Origin of the sequence: Halobaculum saliterrae, from assembly GCF_009831625.1 — an archaeon.
Taxonomy (GTDB): Archaea; Halobacteriota; Halobacteria; order Halobacteriales; family Haloferacaceae; genus Halobaculum; species Halobaculum saliterrae.
The window spans coordinates 308,537-325,620 of sequence record NZ_WUUS01000002.1; the positions used below are offsets into that span (position 1 = coordinate 308,537).

Here is a 17,084-nt window from a genome sequence, read left to right on the forward strand (position 1 = left end):
GGCGACTCACTCCTCGACGACGAGGACGCGGAGGTCGTTGACGTTCGTCCCGGTCGCGCCGGTTCGGATCAGCGCGCCCCGCTCACGTAACGCGGATAGGGAGTCGTTGTCGTCGAGCGCGACGCGCGCGTCCGCCGCGTCGGCCGTGTCCCCGATCGTTCGCGGCGTCACGAGCGCGCCTGCGGCGTCGGTGCTGCCGTCGCGACCGTCCGTGTCGGCCGCGAGAAACGCCACGGATCGGTCCGCGACCGGCGATCCGGAACGCGCGAACTCGATCCCGGCCGCGAGGGCACTCTCGAGGTTCGGACCGCCGGTACCGCCGCCCCTGACGGTCACCGTCGTCTCGCCGCCCGAGAGGACGACCGCCGGCGGCGCGATCGGGTTCCCCGACCCCACGATCTCCTCGGCGATCGCGGCGTGCGTCACGCCCGCCTCCCGTGCCTCACCCCGGATCCGACTCGACAGGACGAGCGGGTCGTACCCGCGGTCGGCGGCGATGGTCGCCGCAGCCTCCAGCGCGGTCGCCGCGTTGGCGAGCACGTGCGTGTCGACCCGGTCGAGGGACGACTCGTCGGCGGTCGGCGTCTCAGATTCCGCGCCGCGCGCGCCTCGCCGGAGCTGCTCGCGCACGGCCGGTGGGGCGTCGATCGCGTAGCGTTCGAGCACGTCGAGCGCGTCCGCGTACGTCGAGTCGTCGGGCACGGTCGGCCCGCTGCCGATCACGCTCGGATCGTCGCCGACCACGTCGCTGAAGGCGATCCCGACGACCGTCGCGGGTGCGGCCGCGGCCGCGAGTCGTCCGCCCTTCACCCGCGAGAGGTGCTTGCGGACGGCGTTGATCTCGTCGATGTCGGCGCCCGCTCCCAACAGCGCGTCCGTGGTCTCGCGCAGCGCCGACAGGCCGACCGCGTCGACCGGCGCCGCGAACAGCGCGCTCGCGCCGCCGGTGATCACCGCAAGCACGAGCGTCTCCTCGCCGGCCTCCCGGACCAGTTCCACCGCGCGGGCGGTTCCCTCGACTCCCGCCTTCGTGGGGACCGGGTGTCCACCGACGACCCGCTCGATCGGCGAATCGTCGTCGCCCTCCGAGCCGGCAGCCTCGTCCACGACGACGACGCCCGCGTCGATCCGGTCGCCGAGGATGGACTCCAGGGCTGACGCCACGCCGTCGGTCGCCTTGCCGCCGCCGACCACGACGATCCGGTCGTACCCGTCGAGGTCGTAGGCGTCGTCGCCGATGCGCAGCACGGACCCGTCCAGCGCGACCCGTTCCGAGACGACCGCCCGGGGGAGCACCGCCTCAATGCCGGCACGGAGACACGCGACCGCGACCCGCTCGGTGGCGTCCGAGGAAGCGGCGTCGGGACCGTCGACCGTCACCCTCACCCGCCGTTCGTCTCTCGCCATACCGGATCTGGCCGCGAGGCCACCATAACAACACCGGCGTGGGGCGTCGAACAGCGGTCGACGGTGGCGTTCCGAACGGGTGTCGCCGAGCCGCGGCGACGGGTCCCGGTCCGTCCGACGCTTACCGTTCTGGACGACCCCCTCCCGATCGCCAGCCCCACGCCACCTCGGCCACGATCCAGAAGCCGGTCCACAGCCAGAAGAGGACGAACACCAGCACGGTCGTGGTCAACAACTCCGGCTCCAGTCGGCCGACCGTCGCGACCAACTCCGGGTAGAAGGTGACGGCGAGCGCGACCGTCACGACGAAGCCGACCGAAGCGCAGCCGGCGTGTCCCATCGTCGTACCCGCCTTCGCTCGCGGTCGGTTCGGGGGACGGTCAGGGGACCGTCGATCTCCCTCGCCCGCCGCCGGTGTGTACATAGTTGTCACCCCCCACGTTCGAAAGATCACGAACGTCAGATATATATCTGCCGGCGAACGGTCCGTTCCCTCCCGAGACCGTCCGAACGGCACCGAGGACAAACCATTATCAACTGCACCGAGAACAGGATGTCACCAGCCATGTACGATCACATCCTCCTCCCGTTCGACGGCAGCGACGGCGCGACGGCGGTGTTGCATCACGTCGCCGAGATCGCCGCCGCCCACGACGCGACCGTTCAGGTGCTGTTCGTCGCTGACACGACACGCGATTCGATGACCGTGATCGGCGGAGAGCCCGTGGACGCGCTCGTTGAACACGGGGAAGCCGTCGTCGCGGACGCGGAACGGACCCTCGCGACGTCCGGCGTCGACTGCGAGACGGACGTCGTTCAGGGGAATCCGGCGGCCGAGATCCCCGCGTACGCCGAGCGATACGGCCACGACCTGATCGCGATGCCGACGAACGGTCGGCGGGGGATCTCCCGGTACCTCCTTGGGAGTGTGACGGAGAAGGTCGTCCGCCTGTCGTCGGTTCCGGTGTTGACGGCCCGGATGCGGCCGGACGAGCGGCTCGCGTTCCCCTACGAGGACGTCCTCGTTCCGACGGACGGAAGCCCCGGAGTCACCCCCGCGGTCGAACACGCGCTGACGCTCGCCTCGGCGCTCGGTGCGACCGTCCACGTGCTGTCGGTCGTGGACACCTCGTCGCCCGAACTCGAGACGCTGGCGGCCACCTCGGCGGAGGCCGGGGAGGGGGCCGCGACCGACGCCATCGACGACGTGGTTTCACGGGCCGAGGCACACGGCGTCGCCGAGGTCGTTCGGCACCTCGAACACGGGCACCCGGCCACCGAGATCCTGGAGTGCGTCGACGAGTCGGACGCCGACGCAGTCGTCATGGGAACGGTCGGCCGTCGCGGTACCGAGCGAGTACTGCTGGGCAGCGTCGCCGAGCGTACCGTGCGGTCGGCCCCGGTCCCGGTGATAACGGTCAGAGACGCGGAGTAGCCGCCGCGCGAACCGGCCGGCCGCGGCAACTGACGACGGCGGCGATCAGGCGGAGTCGATCGCCTCGACGGTCAGATCGAAGCCCCATTCCGCCGTCGTCACGTCGTCGCCGCCGACGCTCCCGTCGGTGTGGTCGGCGTACGTCGTCTCGAACCGGACCGTCCCCGTCGGGAAACACCCGCCGAAACTCAGGGTGTCGTGGGCGACGTACAGTCCGACGAACGCCGTGAGCGTTCCCCCCGCGGGGATCTCGACGGTTCCGTACTCCATCGTCTGGGCGATCCCCGACGCCAGCCGCCAGCACCCCTCGTCGGCGAGATCGAGATCCGGGACCGCCCGGTCCGGCTCGCCGGCCGTCGACCGGTCGGAGTGGGGGTACCAGACGAACGTCCCGTCGACGTCGCGTACGTACTGGAACACGACGGGTCGATACTCGCCGATCACGACCGACTCGTCGGTCGCGTTCCCGACGTCCACCCTGAGAACCGGCGGCGACCCGTCGGTCACGTACGGGTTCGCGAGCGAGACGCGCGGACGGACGGGGAGTTCCGGCGGGGCATCCCGCGAGGAGATCCTCGCCTCGTGGGTCGCATCCGGCGGGTGGTCGCGATCGGAGGGGCGAGTATCGTCGTCGCCGTCGGTCCCGGTTCCGCCGTCCGGGAGCGGTCCGTCGGTCGAGCCGTCGGCGAGTCCCGCACAGCCGGCGAGTCCCGCGAGGCCGACGACGCCGGCCGCACGGAGGAGGGCGCGTCTGTTCTGCATGGGTGACCGTTGTCGGGTGAGCTGTTAAGCACGCCGTACGGTCAAACCGGCCTTTGACTCTCCGCTGTCGCCGGTCTCCGATCCGGCGAGAGTGTCGACCCATGTCGCGATGGGGACCGACAACGGGATGCGACGCCGGCCGAACACACGTCCGTGACCGAGACGATCACGATCGAGGTGGTGCACACCGTCGCGTCCGGGGAACTCGACGAGGCCGATCTGCAGCCGGCGCTTCGGGAGATCGCCGACTCCCGCCACGTCGTCGTCGGTCGCCGGGGCGGACGCCAGTCGTGGCTCGATCGGCTCCGAGCGTTCCTCGCGCGCGAGCCGGTCGAGGCGGTGACCGTCGTGACCGACGAGCCGGCGGCGGAGGGCGAGGAGCTGACGCTCCGCGTCGACGAGACTGAGATCCCCGGGGTGTACGTCGCGGCGGCGACGACGAACGAGTGAGCGGCGCGATCGTTCGTCGAACGAATCGAAGGGAACGAGAACGGAGTCGGGGCCCCGATCGGTTCCGTCGCTATTCGAGGTCGAAGCGGTCGAGCCGCATGACCTTGCTCCACGCGTCGACGAAGTCCTGCACGAACTCCTCCTCGCCGTCGTCGCTGGCGTAGACCTCCGCGATCGCGCGGAGGCGGGCGTTCGAGCCGAAGATCAGGTCGAAGCGAGTGGCCTCCCACGCGACCTCGCCCGTCTCGCGGTCGACGCCCTCGAACACCTGGCGGGACTCCGAGACCGGCTCCCACTTGGTGTCCATGCTCAGCAGGTTCGCGAAGACCTCGTTGCTCAGCGTTCCGGGCTCGTCGGTGAGGACGCCGCGGTCGGTGTCCCCGTACGTCGCGCCGAGCGCGCGCAGGCCGCCGACCAGCACGGTCATCTCCGAGGGCGAGAGCCCGAGCAGGTCAGCCTTGTCCACGAGCAGCTCCTCCGCCTTCCGGTCCGTCTCCTCGGGGTCGGGGAGGTAGTTGCGGAACCCGTCGGCCTTCGGCTTGAGCGCCTCGAAGGACTCGGGGTCGGTGTGCTCGTTCGTCGCGTCGACGCGGCCGGGCTCGAACGGCACCTCGACGTCGTAGCCGGCGTCGGCGGCTGCACGCTCGACGGCCGCGTTGCCGCCCAGCACGATGAGGTCCGCAAGCGAGACGCGCACGTCGTCGGATCGGGACTCGTTGAACGCCGCCTGAACCTCCTCCAGCGTGTCGAGGACGGTCGCGAGTTCGGCGGGCTCGTTGACCTCCCAGTCGCGCTGGGGACGGAGCCGGATCCGGGCGCCGTTGGCGCCGCCGCGCTTGTCGCTGTCGCGGTAGGTCGAGGCGGACGCCCACGCGGTCTTCGCGAGTTGGGAGACCGAGAGGTCGGTCGCGAGGATCTCCTCCTTGAGTTCCTCGGCCTCCGCCTCGCCGATCGACTCGTAGTCCGCGTCGGGAAGCGGGTCCTGCCACAGCATCTCCTCCTCCGGGACCTCCGGACCGAGGAACCGCGACGGCGGGCCCATGTCACGGTGGGTCAGCTTGTACCAGGCCTTCGCGAACGCGATCCCGAACTCCATCGGGTTCTCCTGGAACCGCTCGACGATCTCGCGGTACTCGGGGTCCGTCTTCAGCGCGATGTCCGTCGTGAGCATCATCGGCGTCTGCTCGCCGTCCGGGTCGTGGGCGGCGGGCGCCTTCTCGACGGCGTCCTCGTCGACGGGCGTCCACTGCCAGGCGCCGCCGGGACCCTTCTCGGGCTCCCACTCGTACTCCAGCAGGTTCTCGAGGTAGCCCATGTCCCACTCGGTCGGGGAGGCGTTCCACGGCCCCTCGATGCCGCTGGTGATCGTGTCGTCGCCCTTCCCGGAGCCGTGCGCGTTCTCCCAGCCGAGGCCCTGCGCCTCGATGGGCGCCGCCTCGGGCTCGGGCCCGACGTGCTCCTCGGGGTCGTCCGCGCCGTGGACCTTCCCGAACGTGTGGCCGCCGGCGATGAGCGCGACCGTCTGCTCGTCGTTCATCGCCATGCGGTCGAACGTCTGGCGGATGTTCTTCGCGGACGCTTCGGGGTCCGGCTGGCCGTCGGGGCCCTCGGGGTTGACGTAGATGAGCCCCATCACGGACGCGCCGAGGCCCTCCTCGATCTCGCCGGGCTCGTCGAAGCGCTCGTTCGTCTCCCACTCGCTCTCGGGACCCCACCAGACGGCGTCGTCGGGCTCGAAGGCGTCCTCGCGGCCGCCCGCGAAGCCGAACGTCTGGAAGCCCATCGACTCCATGGCGACGTTGCCCGCGAGGATCATCAGGTCGGCCCACGAGATCTTGCGGCCGTACTTCTGCTTGACAGGCCACAGCAGCCGGCGGGCCTTGTCGAGGTTCGCGTTGTCCGGCCAGCTGTTGATCGGGGCGAAGCGCTGGCGTCCGCCGGCGGCGCCGCCGCGGCCGTCGCTCGCGCGGTAGGTCCCGGCGCTGTGCCACGCCATCCGGATGAACAGCGGACCGTAGTGCCCGTAGTCCGCCGGCCACCACTCGTGGGACGACGTCATCACGTCCTCGAGGTCCGCCTTCACCTCCTCGAGATCGAGCGTCTTGAACTCCTCGGCGTAGTCGAACTCGTCGTCCAGCGGCCCCGCGTTGCGGCCGTTCTGGTCGAGAATTTCCAGGTCCAGTCGATCTGGCCACCAGTCCTTGTTGGACTTCGTCATCGACCGATCCTTGCCACCCTCGTATGTTAATATTGTCTTCTCCGGATGGAACTCTTCGCTCGATCCAAACCTGCTATCGAATCAGCCAACATTAGTTTGTCATCGGGGCAGGTCGCCGTCCCCGACACCGAACACGGCCGGGTTCGACACGACGGATCGAACCGCCGTTTCCGGTCGACCGATCGTCGGAGGTCGGTGCGAGTCAGTGTGAGTGGCCGTCGTCGCCGCGGCTGAACTGTCCGGAGAACCCGCGCTGGACGACCTCCGAGAGCGCCGGGTGCACGTGAACCGACTCGCGGATGTCGCTGACCGTTCCCGATCCGGCCTTCATCGCGACGACGACCTCCTCGATGAGGGTGGACGCCTGCGGACCGATGATGTGACAGCCGAGGATCTCCCCCTCCAACGAGATGATCGCCTTGAGGAACCCCTCCGCCTTCATCGCGCCGCCGCGAGCCGTCTGGTCGTACCGGTAGGTCCGGGTCGCGTACTCGCGATCGGCCGCTCGGAGTTCGTCCTCGGTCGCCCCGACTCCCGCGACCTCGGGGGAGGCGAAGACGGCGAACGGCATCGCGTCGTAGTCGACGGGCTGGAGTTCGTCGCCGAGGAGGTTCCGGACGACCGCCTGCGCCTCGTGGTTCGCGCTGTGTTTCAGCAGGTACTCGCCGACGATGTCGCCGAGCGCCCACACGCCGTCGGCGGTCGTCCGGAGGAACTCGTCGGTCTCGACGAACCCGCGCTCGTCGGTCTCGATCGAGGTCGCCCCCAAGTTCAGCGTGTCCGTGTTCGGCGTCCGGCCCGCGGCGACGAGGAGTTCGTCGCCGGTGACCGAGACGCCCTCGTCGTCGACGACCCCGCCGTCGTCGCCGTACTCGTAGGGCTTCGCCTCGACGGTGACGCTCCCGTCCGACTGCGAGACTGCGGTCGCGGCGTGCCCCGTGTGGACGGTCATCCGGTCGGCGAAGCGCTCGGTGAACGCCTCGGCGACCTCAGGGTCCGCCTCGGGGAGGAGGTTCGGCCGCCGGCCGACGATCGTCACCTCGCTGCCGAACGTCTCGAAGAAGTGGCCCAACTCGGCGGCGATGTACCCGCCGCCGACGACGACCAGATGCTCGGGGGGCGTCTCCAACCGGAGGGCCTCGGTGCTCGTCAGGTAGTCCACGTCGTCGATCCCGTCGACGGGCGGGACCGACGGGCGCGTTCCCGCGGCGATGAGCACCGTGTCGGCCCGTATCTGTGTGCCGTCGTCCTCGCCCCCAACGATCTCGATGGTGTGGTCGTCGACGAACCGACCCTCGCCCTCGTATAGGTCGTGTTTCGGGGACGACCGGAGCCCCTCCCTGATCGACTCGGAGTCGCCCTCGACCTCCTCGTTGACCTCGTGGACGATCTCGGGGAAGTCCACGTCGTCGACGGTGGCGTCGATGTGGAACTCGTCGGCCCGCTCGACGGTCTCGAGCATCTCCGCGTGGTACAACAGGAGCTTCGACGGGATGCACCCGCGGTTGAGGCAGGTCCCCCCGAGCCGTCCCTTCTCCACGACGGCGACCGACTGCCCCCGGTTGGCGACCGCGTTCGCCACGTCGAGTCCGGAGCCCGATCCGATCACGAGGAAGTCGACTTCGTCCATAGGTCCGAGGTCGACGAGCGGGTACAATAATCAACGGGCGGTGTGTCCGCCGGGCACCAGCGCGCGGGAGCGGCGAGAACGTGCGAGCTGACCCCGTTCGGGCGCGGGGCTGTCCACAGATCTCCCCGCATCGGCGCTCTGGATCGTTTACGTCATCGTGACCGACGTGCCGCCGACGCCTGGGAGAAGGTGTCCCGCATGTGACTACTGGAACTGGTCGCGAGCGGGAATCAGTCCGTGGGCCATGAGCCGTCGGGCGATCACGACGAGTCCGTTCCCGAACCCCTCGCCGAAGATGGCTTGCTCCTTCCCCGAGTCCGGCATGATCGAACTCACCAGGATCGTCGAGCGATCCACCAGAAGGAGTCGACCGATCGCCGTCTCGTTATCGGTCGCGTCCTGCCCGTGTAACCACTCCAGCCCGGAGACGAACGTCTTCGCCTCCGGCACGGCCGCCTCGACGCGGTCCCGGAGCGTGGGGGTCAACGTTCCGACGATCAGTTCGATGCCGTCGGGGATCTCGTTGAGGGTCTCGACGAGTTCGTCGGTCAGCAGCGACTCGTCGCCGAGGACGAGCACGATCTCGTCCTCGGCCGTCTCGAGGAGTTGATCCGCCCGGTTCTCGATCGAGTCCCGTCCGGCCAACGCCCAGATCTGCTGGACGGGCGACTCGTCCTCGTCCTCGACGACGTCGACCGTCTCGAGGGCGTTCTGCAGTCGCTCGACGCGCTCCTCGTACTGATCGCGGAGCGTCTCTGTCGCCTCCTCGAGCGGTACCGCGCGGAACTGCTGTGGGCTCGAGTGCTGAATCTCGACCAGCCCTTGCGCCTCGAGGACCCGTATCGCGTCGTACACCCGCGTCCGAGGGACCTCGGTGAGTTCGCTCAGCTTCTTCGCGGTTCCCGTGTTCAATCGCGTCAATCCGACGAAGCACCGAGCTTCGTACTCCTTCAGGCCGAGTTGTTGGAGGACGCCGATCGCCTCCTCCACGTGTTCTGGTGTGTCCATGTGTCCCAACCTCCCGGGTCTACCCCGGGACTTCTCTGAAGATTACTCCCCGGACAGATAGGTATTGTCACTCTCGTCATGACAAAGACACCCATTGTCCGTAGATTCGGCGCCTCGACACCGCTATCGGCCATACGGCCGTAGGCGTCCGAGCCGATTTGTGACTCCACCAGTCACGGTCAGGTGCCGGTCCGCTCTGTGCCCGTGTTCGAACGATGCGACCGGATACGATACTCACCCGATTAATCACAAAAGAGATAATGAGGTGGAACACTACTGCCAATCTGCGCGCAGACCAGTTCAGTGTCCCAACCACCGTACTGCTGCGTGCTAACTCGGTCACCTCACCACGAGGTGGCCGGGCCATCTACCTTCGGAACACGGGTTATCGAATGAACGAAGACACGACTGCGGACCCTCAATCGGCGGCGATCGAGCAACTCGAACGGTTCGGGCTGAGCGCGTACGCCGCGCGGACGTTCGTGGCCCTCTCGGGTCTGGAGTCGGGAACCGCCAAGGACGTGAGCGAGGTGTCGACGGTCCCGCGAACCCGGGTATACGACGCGATCGAGGAACTAAAGGACCGAGGGCTCGTCGACGTCCTCCAGTCCTCGCCGAAGCAGTTCCACGCCGTCTCGGCCGAGACCGCGAGCCGGACGTTCGAGCACGAACTCCGGCACCGCTCGGACGTGCTGCGGACGGCGCTCGGCGAACTCGAGCCAGTCGAACAACGAGCCGAACAGCGAGGGGTCTGGACGGTCAACGGGCGGCGGGCGATCACGGAACGAGTCATCGAGTTCTTCGCGAACGCCGAGGAGGAGATCGTCTACATGACCGTCGAGGACGTCCTCACCGAGGACCTGATCGACGAGCTGAGCGAGGCCGCGGAGCGGGGCGTCTCGATCAAACTCGGGGGCGTCTCGCCGGACGTCCAGGAGCGTATCCAGGAGGAGATCCCCGGCGCGGAGACGTTCGAGTCGCTGTGGGTCTGGTCCGATACGTCGGCGGGGCGGGTCATGATGGTCGACGGACGGCGAACCCTCGTGAGCGTGATCGCCGACGGGCCCGACGCCTCGCCGTCCGACCCACAGTCGGAGACCGCCATCTGGGGCGAGGGCGAGGGCAACGGTCTGGTCGTCGTGTTGAAGGCGGTGTTCACGTGGCGGCTCGGCGGCGAGGACCCCGAGGACCGGGACTGAGGGCTCCACACCGGAGGTCGCTCCCACGAACCACGAACCCACGACACGGAAGGTGGAGCGGGCGACAGTCAGCCGACCAACCCCAGCAGTCCCAGCACCCACCGCCCCACCTCCGACGCCGCGAACAACCCCCCCTCAGGTCGCGAGAGCCGTCGGCCAGTCCACAGCGCCGCGACCATGACCACGGTGACGACGGTGAGCCACGCCACCGACTCCAGCGCGACGGTCCCGAACGACAACGGTCGGACGACCGCACCCAGCCCCAACACGCCGAGCATGTTGAACACGTTGCTCCCGACGACGTTGCCGACTGACACGCCGATCTGTCCCTGCCGCATCGCGACCAGCGAGACGGCGAACTCCGGCGTCGAGGTTCCCGCGGCGACGACGGTCCCGCCGATGACCGAGTCGGGCACGCCCGCGGTCCGTGCCAGCGACGAGGCTGCCCCCACCATCAGGTCGCCGCTCACGAGGACGACGGCGAGACCAACCATCAGCAGGACCGCGTCGCGGCCGCGGAAGCTCACGCGCTCAGTCAGTTCCGTCGGGATGGTGTCGGTCTCGGCGGCGGGGTCCGCGTCCGGGGCACCGGAGCCGGTACGGAGCAGGTACGCGACGTAGGCGACGAACGAGACGACGAGCGCGGCGCCCTCGATGCGAGTCACCGTGCCGTCGAGCAGGACCGCGGCACCGACGAGTGTGCTCGCCACCAGAACCACGCCGTCGCGGTGGATCAGCGATCGGTTGATCGGGATGATTCGGACCAGGGAGACGACGCCGAGGATGAACGCGAGGTTGTAGATGTTCGACCCGACGACGTTGCCGACCGCGATCGCCCCCAACCCGGCCACCGCCGCGTCCGCGGTGACCACCAACTCCGGGGTGGAGGTGCCGACGGCGACGATGGTGAGGCCGATAGTCAGCTCCGACAGCCCGATCCGACGCGCCAGCCGGACCACGGAGTCGACGAGGAGACGGGCCCCGATCCAGAGCCCGGCGACCGTCGCGACGAGCACACCGACGTGGACAGCAGTACCGCCGAGTACCATGCGTGTGGTGACGGATGTCAGGATACGCCCGGATAAAACCGGTCGGAGCCCGCGTCGGGATACCGCGATGAGAGCGGGCCCGGCCCCCGGCACCGCACCCTTCGCATCCCTGAGACGACGGGCGATCTCACTCCGGGGGTGCCGCTCGCCGCTCCTCGAACCTGCCGTTTGCGAAGACCGTGACCCGACCGTTCTCCTCGCTGAGCGTGATCGCCGCGACGACCTCCTCGCGGGTCGAGGTCTCCAGCGCGCTCATGTGACGGGCACCCATCCATCCCGCATACGGGAGGTCACCGACGCGTCGGCGCTCGGCCTCGGAGAGCTGTTTGACTCGGACCATCGCCTCGTCGATCGTCCCGTCGCTGTGGACGACGATCGCGCCATCGCAGGACGACGCGACGGTCTCCGCGGTCTCGAGGAGCACGTCGGTCCCGTCGAGGACGCTCGCACAGTCCTCGACCGGCCACCGGTTCGACCCCATCGGGTCGGTGAGTTCGGCGATCGACTCCCGTTCGATGATGAAGTAGAGCCCGGGTCCGCGCGCGACTGGATCGTCCCATCGGTCGAACCCGAGGCTGACGTCCTTGGTGCATCGCTCGACCCGCTCGAGTATCGTACCGACGGCCGTGTCGTCGGGGTCCTGCTCCGCCATCTCCGAGCTGTGGATGGGATCGACCATTCCGTTCGTCGGATGATACGATCGCCGGGAGAATATCGACACCGAATTTCCGGGTGAGCTGGTGTATTGATTAACCGGGTCAACCTTGAGGAGATCGCCCCGGACGGTGACACCGAGAATGTGGACGGGCGAGAGGATGCGACGGGGTAAACTCCCGCCGACCCCGGTATCAACGACGCTCACGAGACGGGGACATCGAACCGACACGGATCGGACCCCCCACGGTGCCGGTTTCGTGGGTGATACTCGGGGACGAACGGTTTTCAATCGGGACCGGGTTCGACGAGTATGGAGTCCCCCGATCGGGAGGATGCGCCGATCGAGGCCCGGGAGCGATCGCCGCTGTCGGACGCCGAGAAACACGACATCACCCGAACGGTCGACCGCGCGGTCGCCTACGGGGCCGACGGCATCGAGGTGGACGAGTGGGCCGTACTCCCCGCATGCAGCGTCGCGTTCGTCGTCAGTGCCGACCGGATCGACATCCGACTGCGGTACGACGCGCACGAGCTCCCGGGACCCGTGGTCGTCCCGGGCGCGGGAGAGGACGCCCCGTCGTTGGTCGACGACGGCGGGACGCCGACGGCGTTCGTCTCGCTCTCGGCCGCACACGACGCGCTGTACGAGGATCTGACCGACGCCGCAGGCCACGCAGTCGACCCCTACGCCGTCGCGGTGCCGGACACGCCCGTCGCACGGTCGGTCTCCGAGGGGACAGTGACGTTCGTCGCGACGCTGAAACTGTTCACCGGAGACGAGTCCGCCGATCGCCGGACGCACGAGTGGTGATCCGACACGGATCGACGATGCGCCCGACGGACATCGGCCATGGGGGAATCAAATTCGATACTGTAACCGAACGTATATATTGTAGCAACGGAACATTGTTCTGATAGTATGGCGGACCAGGTCCGCGTGCTCCACGTCGACCCGGATCCGGAGTCCGCGGCGCCGATCGTGGGCTCGCTCGAACGCGCGGGGCGTGTGTCCACCGAGACCGTCGGCGACGCCGAGACGGCGCTGGACAGGCTGGCGTCGACTGCGGTCGACTGCGTCGTGGCCGAGTACGCGCTGCAGGACCGAACCGGGATCGACCTCCTGGAACGGGTCCGCGTGGACCGTCCGCTGCTCCCGTTCGTGCTGCACACCGACGAGGACGGCGACGCGCTCGCGAGCAGGGCGTTCGCGGCGGGCGCGACCGACTGCCTCTCGACGGACGCGGACGCCGACCGACGCGACCGGGTGGTCGACCGGGTGGTGGCCGCGGTCGAGCGGTTCCGTGCCGCCGGAGGATCGGCCGCGACGGAGCGACCGCACGGTGTCGCTCGCGGGGTAGGCGAGGCGCTCCTCCGAGCGACGGCGAGGGCCGACGCGCTCGAGCGTGTGTGTGAACTCCTCGTCGACGGCGGCCCGTTCTCGTCGGCCGGAGTCGCGACGCTCGAGGACGACGGGGACGACGCCGCGTTGGAACACCTCACGCTCGAGGAACACCACACGTCGGCGACCCCCGAGGACTCCACGGAACCCGAAGAATACGAGGGGACGCTCGGATCGGTCGCGAGCGCCCTCGCACGGGAGGCACTGGAGGCGGACGGCGTCGTCGTGCGGTCCGATCGCCGTCGTGAGGGAGACGCGGCCGCGGACGAGTCCGACGAGCGCGAGCGGGGCGGGTCGAGCGGTCGGCCACCGAACGGCGGGTGGCCGGGCGGCGACGAGCACCCGTTCGATGGCGACGAGGTGGCGGCGGTTCCGATCGCATCGGCGGACACGGTACATGGCGCGCTCGTGGTGACGGCCGACGCCGGGAACGTGATCGACCGGTCCGGACGGGAGTTGCTCGAGCGGGTGGGGAACGACACCGCACACGCGTTGGACTCCTTCGAGACCGAGGAGCGCCTTCGCGAGGAGGCCGACCGGCGCCGGGCGCTGTTCTCGAACGCCCCGAACTCGGTCATCGAGGGCGAGGTTCTCGACGAGGGCGAGACCCATCGCATCCGCTCCGTCAACGAGGCGTTCGAGGAGACGTTCGGATACGACCCGAACGAGGCCGTCGGCTCGGACATCGCCGACGTGGTCGTTCCTCCCGAGCGGGTGGACGACCATCGTCGGCTCCGGTCACAGATCGCCGAGGGCGAGTCGATCCTCGCGGAGGTCGTCCGCGAGACGGCGGACGGCGAACGGGAGTTCCTGTTGAGCGGGATCCCGTGGGGTAGCGACGGCGACCGCGCCGACGGGTGGTACGTGTGGCACGTCGACATCTCCGAACGCAAGCGAAGGGCGAACGCGATCGAGGAGCTTCACGACGCGACCGGGGCGCTCGTCGAGGCGGAGACCGCCGACGAAGTCGGGGAGATAACCGCCGACGCGCTCCGCGACGTGCTCGATCTGCCGTACAACGGCGTCCACCTGTACGACGATCGCGTGGACGGACTCGTCCCGGTCGCGTGGACGAGCGAGACGGAGGAGGTCGTCGGCACGCCGCCGACGATCGCCCCCGGAGAGGGTATCGCCGGCCGGACCTACGAGGCGGGCGAGCCCCGCGTGTACGGCGACATCTCCGACGCGTCCGAACCGTACAACCCGGAAACGGCGATACGAAGCCAGATGGCGCTCCCGCTTGCCGATCACGGCGTACTCCTCGTCGGGTCGCCGGAACGTGACGCCTTCGACGACCTCGACGTGTCGATGGCGCGGACTCTCGCGGAGCACGCCACCGCCGTGTTACACCGGATCGAGCGGGAGCACGTGCTCGAGGAACTGCAGGACCGGACCCGGCGGTTGATGCAGGCGGCCACGCCGGAGGCGATCGCCGAGGTCGCCGTCGAGACCGCCAACGAGGTCCTCGGCGCACAGCTGAGCGGGGTCCACTTCGTCCGCGACGGCGGGCGCCGGCTCGAGCTGGCGGCCCACGCCGACTCCGTCGAGACGTCCTTCGACGAGCTCCCGGTGTACGAACGGAACTCCGAGAACGACCCCGCCGCCGCCGTCGTCTGGGACGCCTTCGACAGCGGCGAGCCACGATACATCGACGACATCCGAACGCGCGAACGGCTCGCCGCGGAGACGCCGAGTCGAAGCGTGATCGTCTACCCGCTCGACGGGCACGGCGTGTTCATCGTGTCCTCGACGGAACCGAACGCGTTCGACGAACCCGACAAGACGTTCAGCGAGGTCCTGGCGACGGCGGTGGTCGCCGCGCTCGATCGGATAGAACGGGAACAGGAACTCCGTCGCAGAAACGAACAGCTCGACGAGTTCGCGGGGCTGGTCTCACACGACCTCCGTAACCCGCTCAACGTGGCCCAGGGCCGGCTGGTCCTGGCCCGCGAGGAGACGGACAGCGACCACCTCGACTCGGCGGCGAGCGCGATCGACCGGGCAATCTCGCTGCTCGAGGAGTCGCTCGCGATCGCGCGTCGGGGACACGACGACGGCGACGTCGAACTCGTCGACCTCGCGTCCGCCGTCGCCGACAGCTGGGCGCACACCGATACGGCCGGAGCGGAGCTTGTCGTCGACACGGACCGGACGGTCGCCGCCGATCCGAGCCGGCTCAAACAGCTCCTCGAGAACCTGATCAGGAACGCGGTGAAACACGGCGGCGACGACGTTCGCGTCGCCGTCGGCGACGTTCCCGGCGGGTTCTACGTGGCCGACGACGGCCCGGGGATCCCCGAGGCCGAGCGCGAGACCGTCTTCGACATCGGCCACACCACCGACGACGAGAGCACGGGATACGGGCTGTACATCGTCCGGGAGATCGCGAGGGCGCACGGCTGGGCTGTCGAGGTCTCCGAGAGCGAGGACGGCGGCGCGCGGTTCGACGTGACCGGCGTCGATGACGACGAACGCTGACGGCTCGGCGACGGCCACCGCCTGCGACGACCGGAACGGGTGCGTCGACGACGCGTGTTGGCGGATCGCCCCACTCCGCATCACCGTCGAGAGGCTCGGGTTCGGTCCGATATCCGTCGCGATCGGCGTCCCGCTGGCCGCCGCGTCGAGTGCTCGTCGAAACCGGCGAGGACGACACCTACGAACCGTCCCGCGTGAGAAACCGGACCGGGGCGACGGCCGATCGCCCCGTCCAGCGGTGGTGTCAACCGGGCCGACCGTCGATCGATGCGTGGATCGTGTCGACCCGGGGATAGCTTCTCGCCACCAACGGTAAATCTTGCTACTTCCTCCGACGCAGTCCGGGGGACTCGAGACAGGCGGCGCCCGCCGACCCGGGTCGGGGCCGCGGCGTTTTAGCCGCGCCGGCCCGGACAGCTCCGCATGTCCAGTCAGGACGCGAGCTGGGACGAGGCTGCCGTCCGCGACCTTCACGGGGATCTCGTCGACCAGTACGGCGCGGTCGGCGCGACCGACGCCCACGGCGCCGAGAGCGACCCCGATCCGGGCGACGGTGTCCGACAGCTGATCACGACGATCCTCTCGCAGAACGTCGCGGACGCCAACACCGAGCGGGCCGCGGAGAGCCTCTTCTCCACGTACGGGAGCTTCGAGGCCATCGAGTCCGCCCCGCTCGACGAACTCGCGGAGGCGATCCGCGTCGCCGGGCTGGCCGAGACGAAGGCCGAGCGGATCCAGCGCGCGCTCGCGGCGATCCGCGAGGAGACGGGCGGCGCGTACTCCCTGGCGTTCCTCGACGCGATGGCGACCGACGAGGCGAAGGCGTGGCTCACCGAGATCAAGGGCGTCGGCCCCAAGACGGCCAGCGTCGTCCTCAACTTCCACTTCGGCAAGCCGACGATGGCCGTCGACACGCACGTCGAGCGCGTGTCGAAGCGGTTCGGGCTCGTGCCCGAGTCGGCGTCGAACGCCCGTGCCCACGACGTGCTCGACGCGACGATCCCCGACGAACTCACGTATCCGCTGCACGTGCTGCTCATCGAGCACGGGCGGACGCACTGTGCGGCGCGGAACGCGGACTGCGACAACCCGGTGTGCGACCGGTACTGCGACTGCGAGTGGTGCTGAGACGGCCACCGAGTCCACTCGGAGACGGTGACCGTGAGGGCGATGATCTCTCCCGATCGACGACGCACTGTCAGTGATCGATCGGGAAGAACCGCCGGTAGGGAGGTCGATGCGGACGATCGCTGAACCCTGGTCGCCGACAACGGCGGATGGATTCTTGTGCGGCGACCGCGAATCGCCGGGCGGTGACGATGTACACGAGACGAGTTCCGACGCGATCGGCCGACCGGCCCCCGCGGCTCGCGAGCGGGACCGCCGTCGGTC

At 69.1% G+C, this 17,084-nt stretch carries 14 protein-coding genes; 6 read left to right on the forward strand and 8 right to left on the reverse strand.

The features are described 5' to 3' along the window. Positions 1-6: 6 nt before the first annotated feature. Both GRX01_RS04370 and GRX01_RS04375 read right to left on the reverse strand, forming a co-directional pair. Entirely contained in the window at positions 7-1,407 is a 1,401-nt protein-coding gene (locus tag GRX01_RS04370) for a glycerate kinase type-2 family protein (RefSeq protein WP_159663786.1), read from the reverse strand. 121 nt (positions 1,408-1,528) lie between these two features. Next, on the reverse strand, positions 1,529-1,747 hold the full coding sequence (locus GRX01_RS04375; protein WP_159663788.1) for a hypothetical protein: 219 nt from the start codon (positions 1,745-1,747) through the stop codon (positions 1,529-1,531). Between the two features lie 225 nt (positions 1,748-1,972). Between GRX01_RS04375 and GRX01_RS04380 the strand changes: the two genes are divergently transcribed. Then, positions 1,973-2,842 carry a universal stress protein gene (locus GRX01_RS04380; protein ID WP_159663790.1) on the forward strand — a complete coding sequence of 290 codons (870 nt, stop codon included), beginning with the start codon at positions 1,973-1,975 and terminating at the stop codon, positions 2,840-2,842. Positions 2,843-2,887: 45 nt separating this feature from the next. Here the strand turns inward: GRX01_RS04380 and GRX01_RS04385 are convergent, their stop codons facing one another. Next, entirely contained in the window at positions 2,888-3,604 is a 717-nt protein-coding gene (locus tag GRX01_RS04385) for a hypothetical protein (protein ID WP_159663792.1), read from the reverse strand. A 153-nt stretch (positions 3,605-3,757) separates the two neighbouring features. Here GRX01_RS04385 and GRX01_RS04390 point away from each other — a divergent pair, with 153 nt between their 5' ends. Beyond that, positions 3,758-4,054 (forward strand): DUF7526 family protein, encoded by a 297-nt coding sequence (locus GRX01_RS04390; RefSeq protein WP_233740856.1) that lies wholly within the window; start codon positions 3,758-3,760, stop codon positions 4,052-4,054. A 70-nt stretch (positions 4,055-4,124) separates the two neighbouring features. Here the strand turns inward: GRX01_RS04390 and katG are convergent, their stop codons facing one another. The 3 genes from katG to GRX01_RS04405 form a co-directional block, all read right to left on the reverse strand. Beyond that, positions 4,125-6,272, reverse strand: a complete 2,148-nt coding sequence (gene katG, locus GRX01_RS04395) for a catalase/peroxidase HPI (protein WP_159663794.1) — start codon at positions 6,270-6,272, stop codon at positions 4,125-4,127. A 202-nt stretch (positions 6,273-6,474) separates the two neighbouring features. After that, complete coding sequence (locus tag GRX01_RS04400) at positions 6,475-7,902, reverse strand: dihydrolipoyl dehydrogenase (protein WP_159663796.1); 1,428 nt, start codon at positions 7,900-7,902, stop codon at positions 6,475-6,477. 204 nt (positions 7,903-8,106) lie between these two features. Then, the gene (locus GRX01_RS04405) at positions 8,107-8,910 is read right to left on the reverse strand and encodes a TrmB family transcriptional regulator (RefSeq protein WP_159663798.1); all 804 of its coding nucleotides are present in this window, start codon (positions 8,908-8,910) and stop codon (positions 8,107-8,109) included. A gap of 392 nt (positions 8,911-9,302) precedes the next feature. On the opposite strand from GRX01_RS04405, the gene GRX01_RS04410 reads away from it, so the two are divergent. After that, entirely contained in the window at positions 9,303-10,109 is an 807-nt protein-coding gene (locus tag GRX01_RS04410; RefSeq protein ID WP_159663800.1) for a TrmB family transcriptional regulator, read from the forward strand. A gap of 68 nt (positions 10,110-10,177) precedes the next feature. On the opposite strand, the gene GRX01_RS04415 is transcribed toward GRX01_RS04410, so the two are convergent. Further along, positions 10,178-11,158, reverse strand: a complete 981-nt coding sequence (locus GRX01_RS04415; protein ID WP_159663802.1) for a calcium/sodium antiporter — start codon at positions 11,156-11,158, stop codon at positions 10,178-10,180. A 127-nt stretch (positions 11,159-11,285) separates the two neighbouring features. Next, on the reverse strand, positions 11,286-11,837 hold the full coding sequence (locus tag GRX01_RS04420) for a diadenylate cyclase (RefSeq protein WP_233740857.1): 552 nt from the start codon (positions 11,835-11,837) through the stop codon (positions 11,286-11,288). A 288-nt stretch (positions 11,838-12,125) separates the two neighbouring features. On the opposite strand from GRX01_RS04420, the gene GRX01_RS04425 reads away from it, so the two are divergent. The 3 genes from GRX01_RS04425 (at position 12,126) to GRX01_RS04435 (ending at position 16,820) form a co-directional block, all read left to right on the forward strand. Beyond that, complete coding sequence (locus GRX01_RS04425; protein ID WP_159663804.1) at positions 12,126-12,626, forward strand: hypothetical protein; 501 nt, start codon at positions 12,126-12,128, stop codon at positions 12,624-12,626. Positions 12,627-12,734: 108 nt separating this feature from the next. Beyond that, on the forward strand, positions 12,735-15,692 hold the full coding sequence (locus GRX01_RS04430; protein ID WP_159663806.1) for a GAF domain-containing protein: 2,958 nt from the start codon (positions 12,735-12,737) through the stop codon (positions 15,690-15,692). Between the two features lie 423 nt (positions 15,693-16,115). Beyond that, positions 16,116-16,820: an endonuclease III domain-containing protein gene (locus GRX01_RS04435; RefSeq protein WP_159663808.1), complete on the forward strand. Its 705-nt coding sequence runs from the start codon at positions 16,116-16,118 to the stop codon at positions 16,818-16,820. The last annotated feature ends 264 nt before the right edge of the window (positions 16,821-17,084 follow it).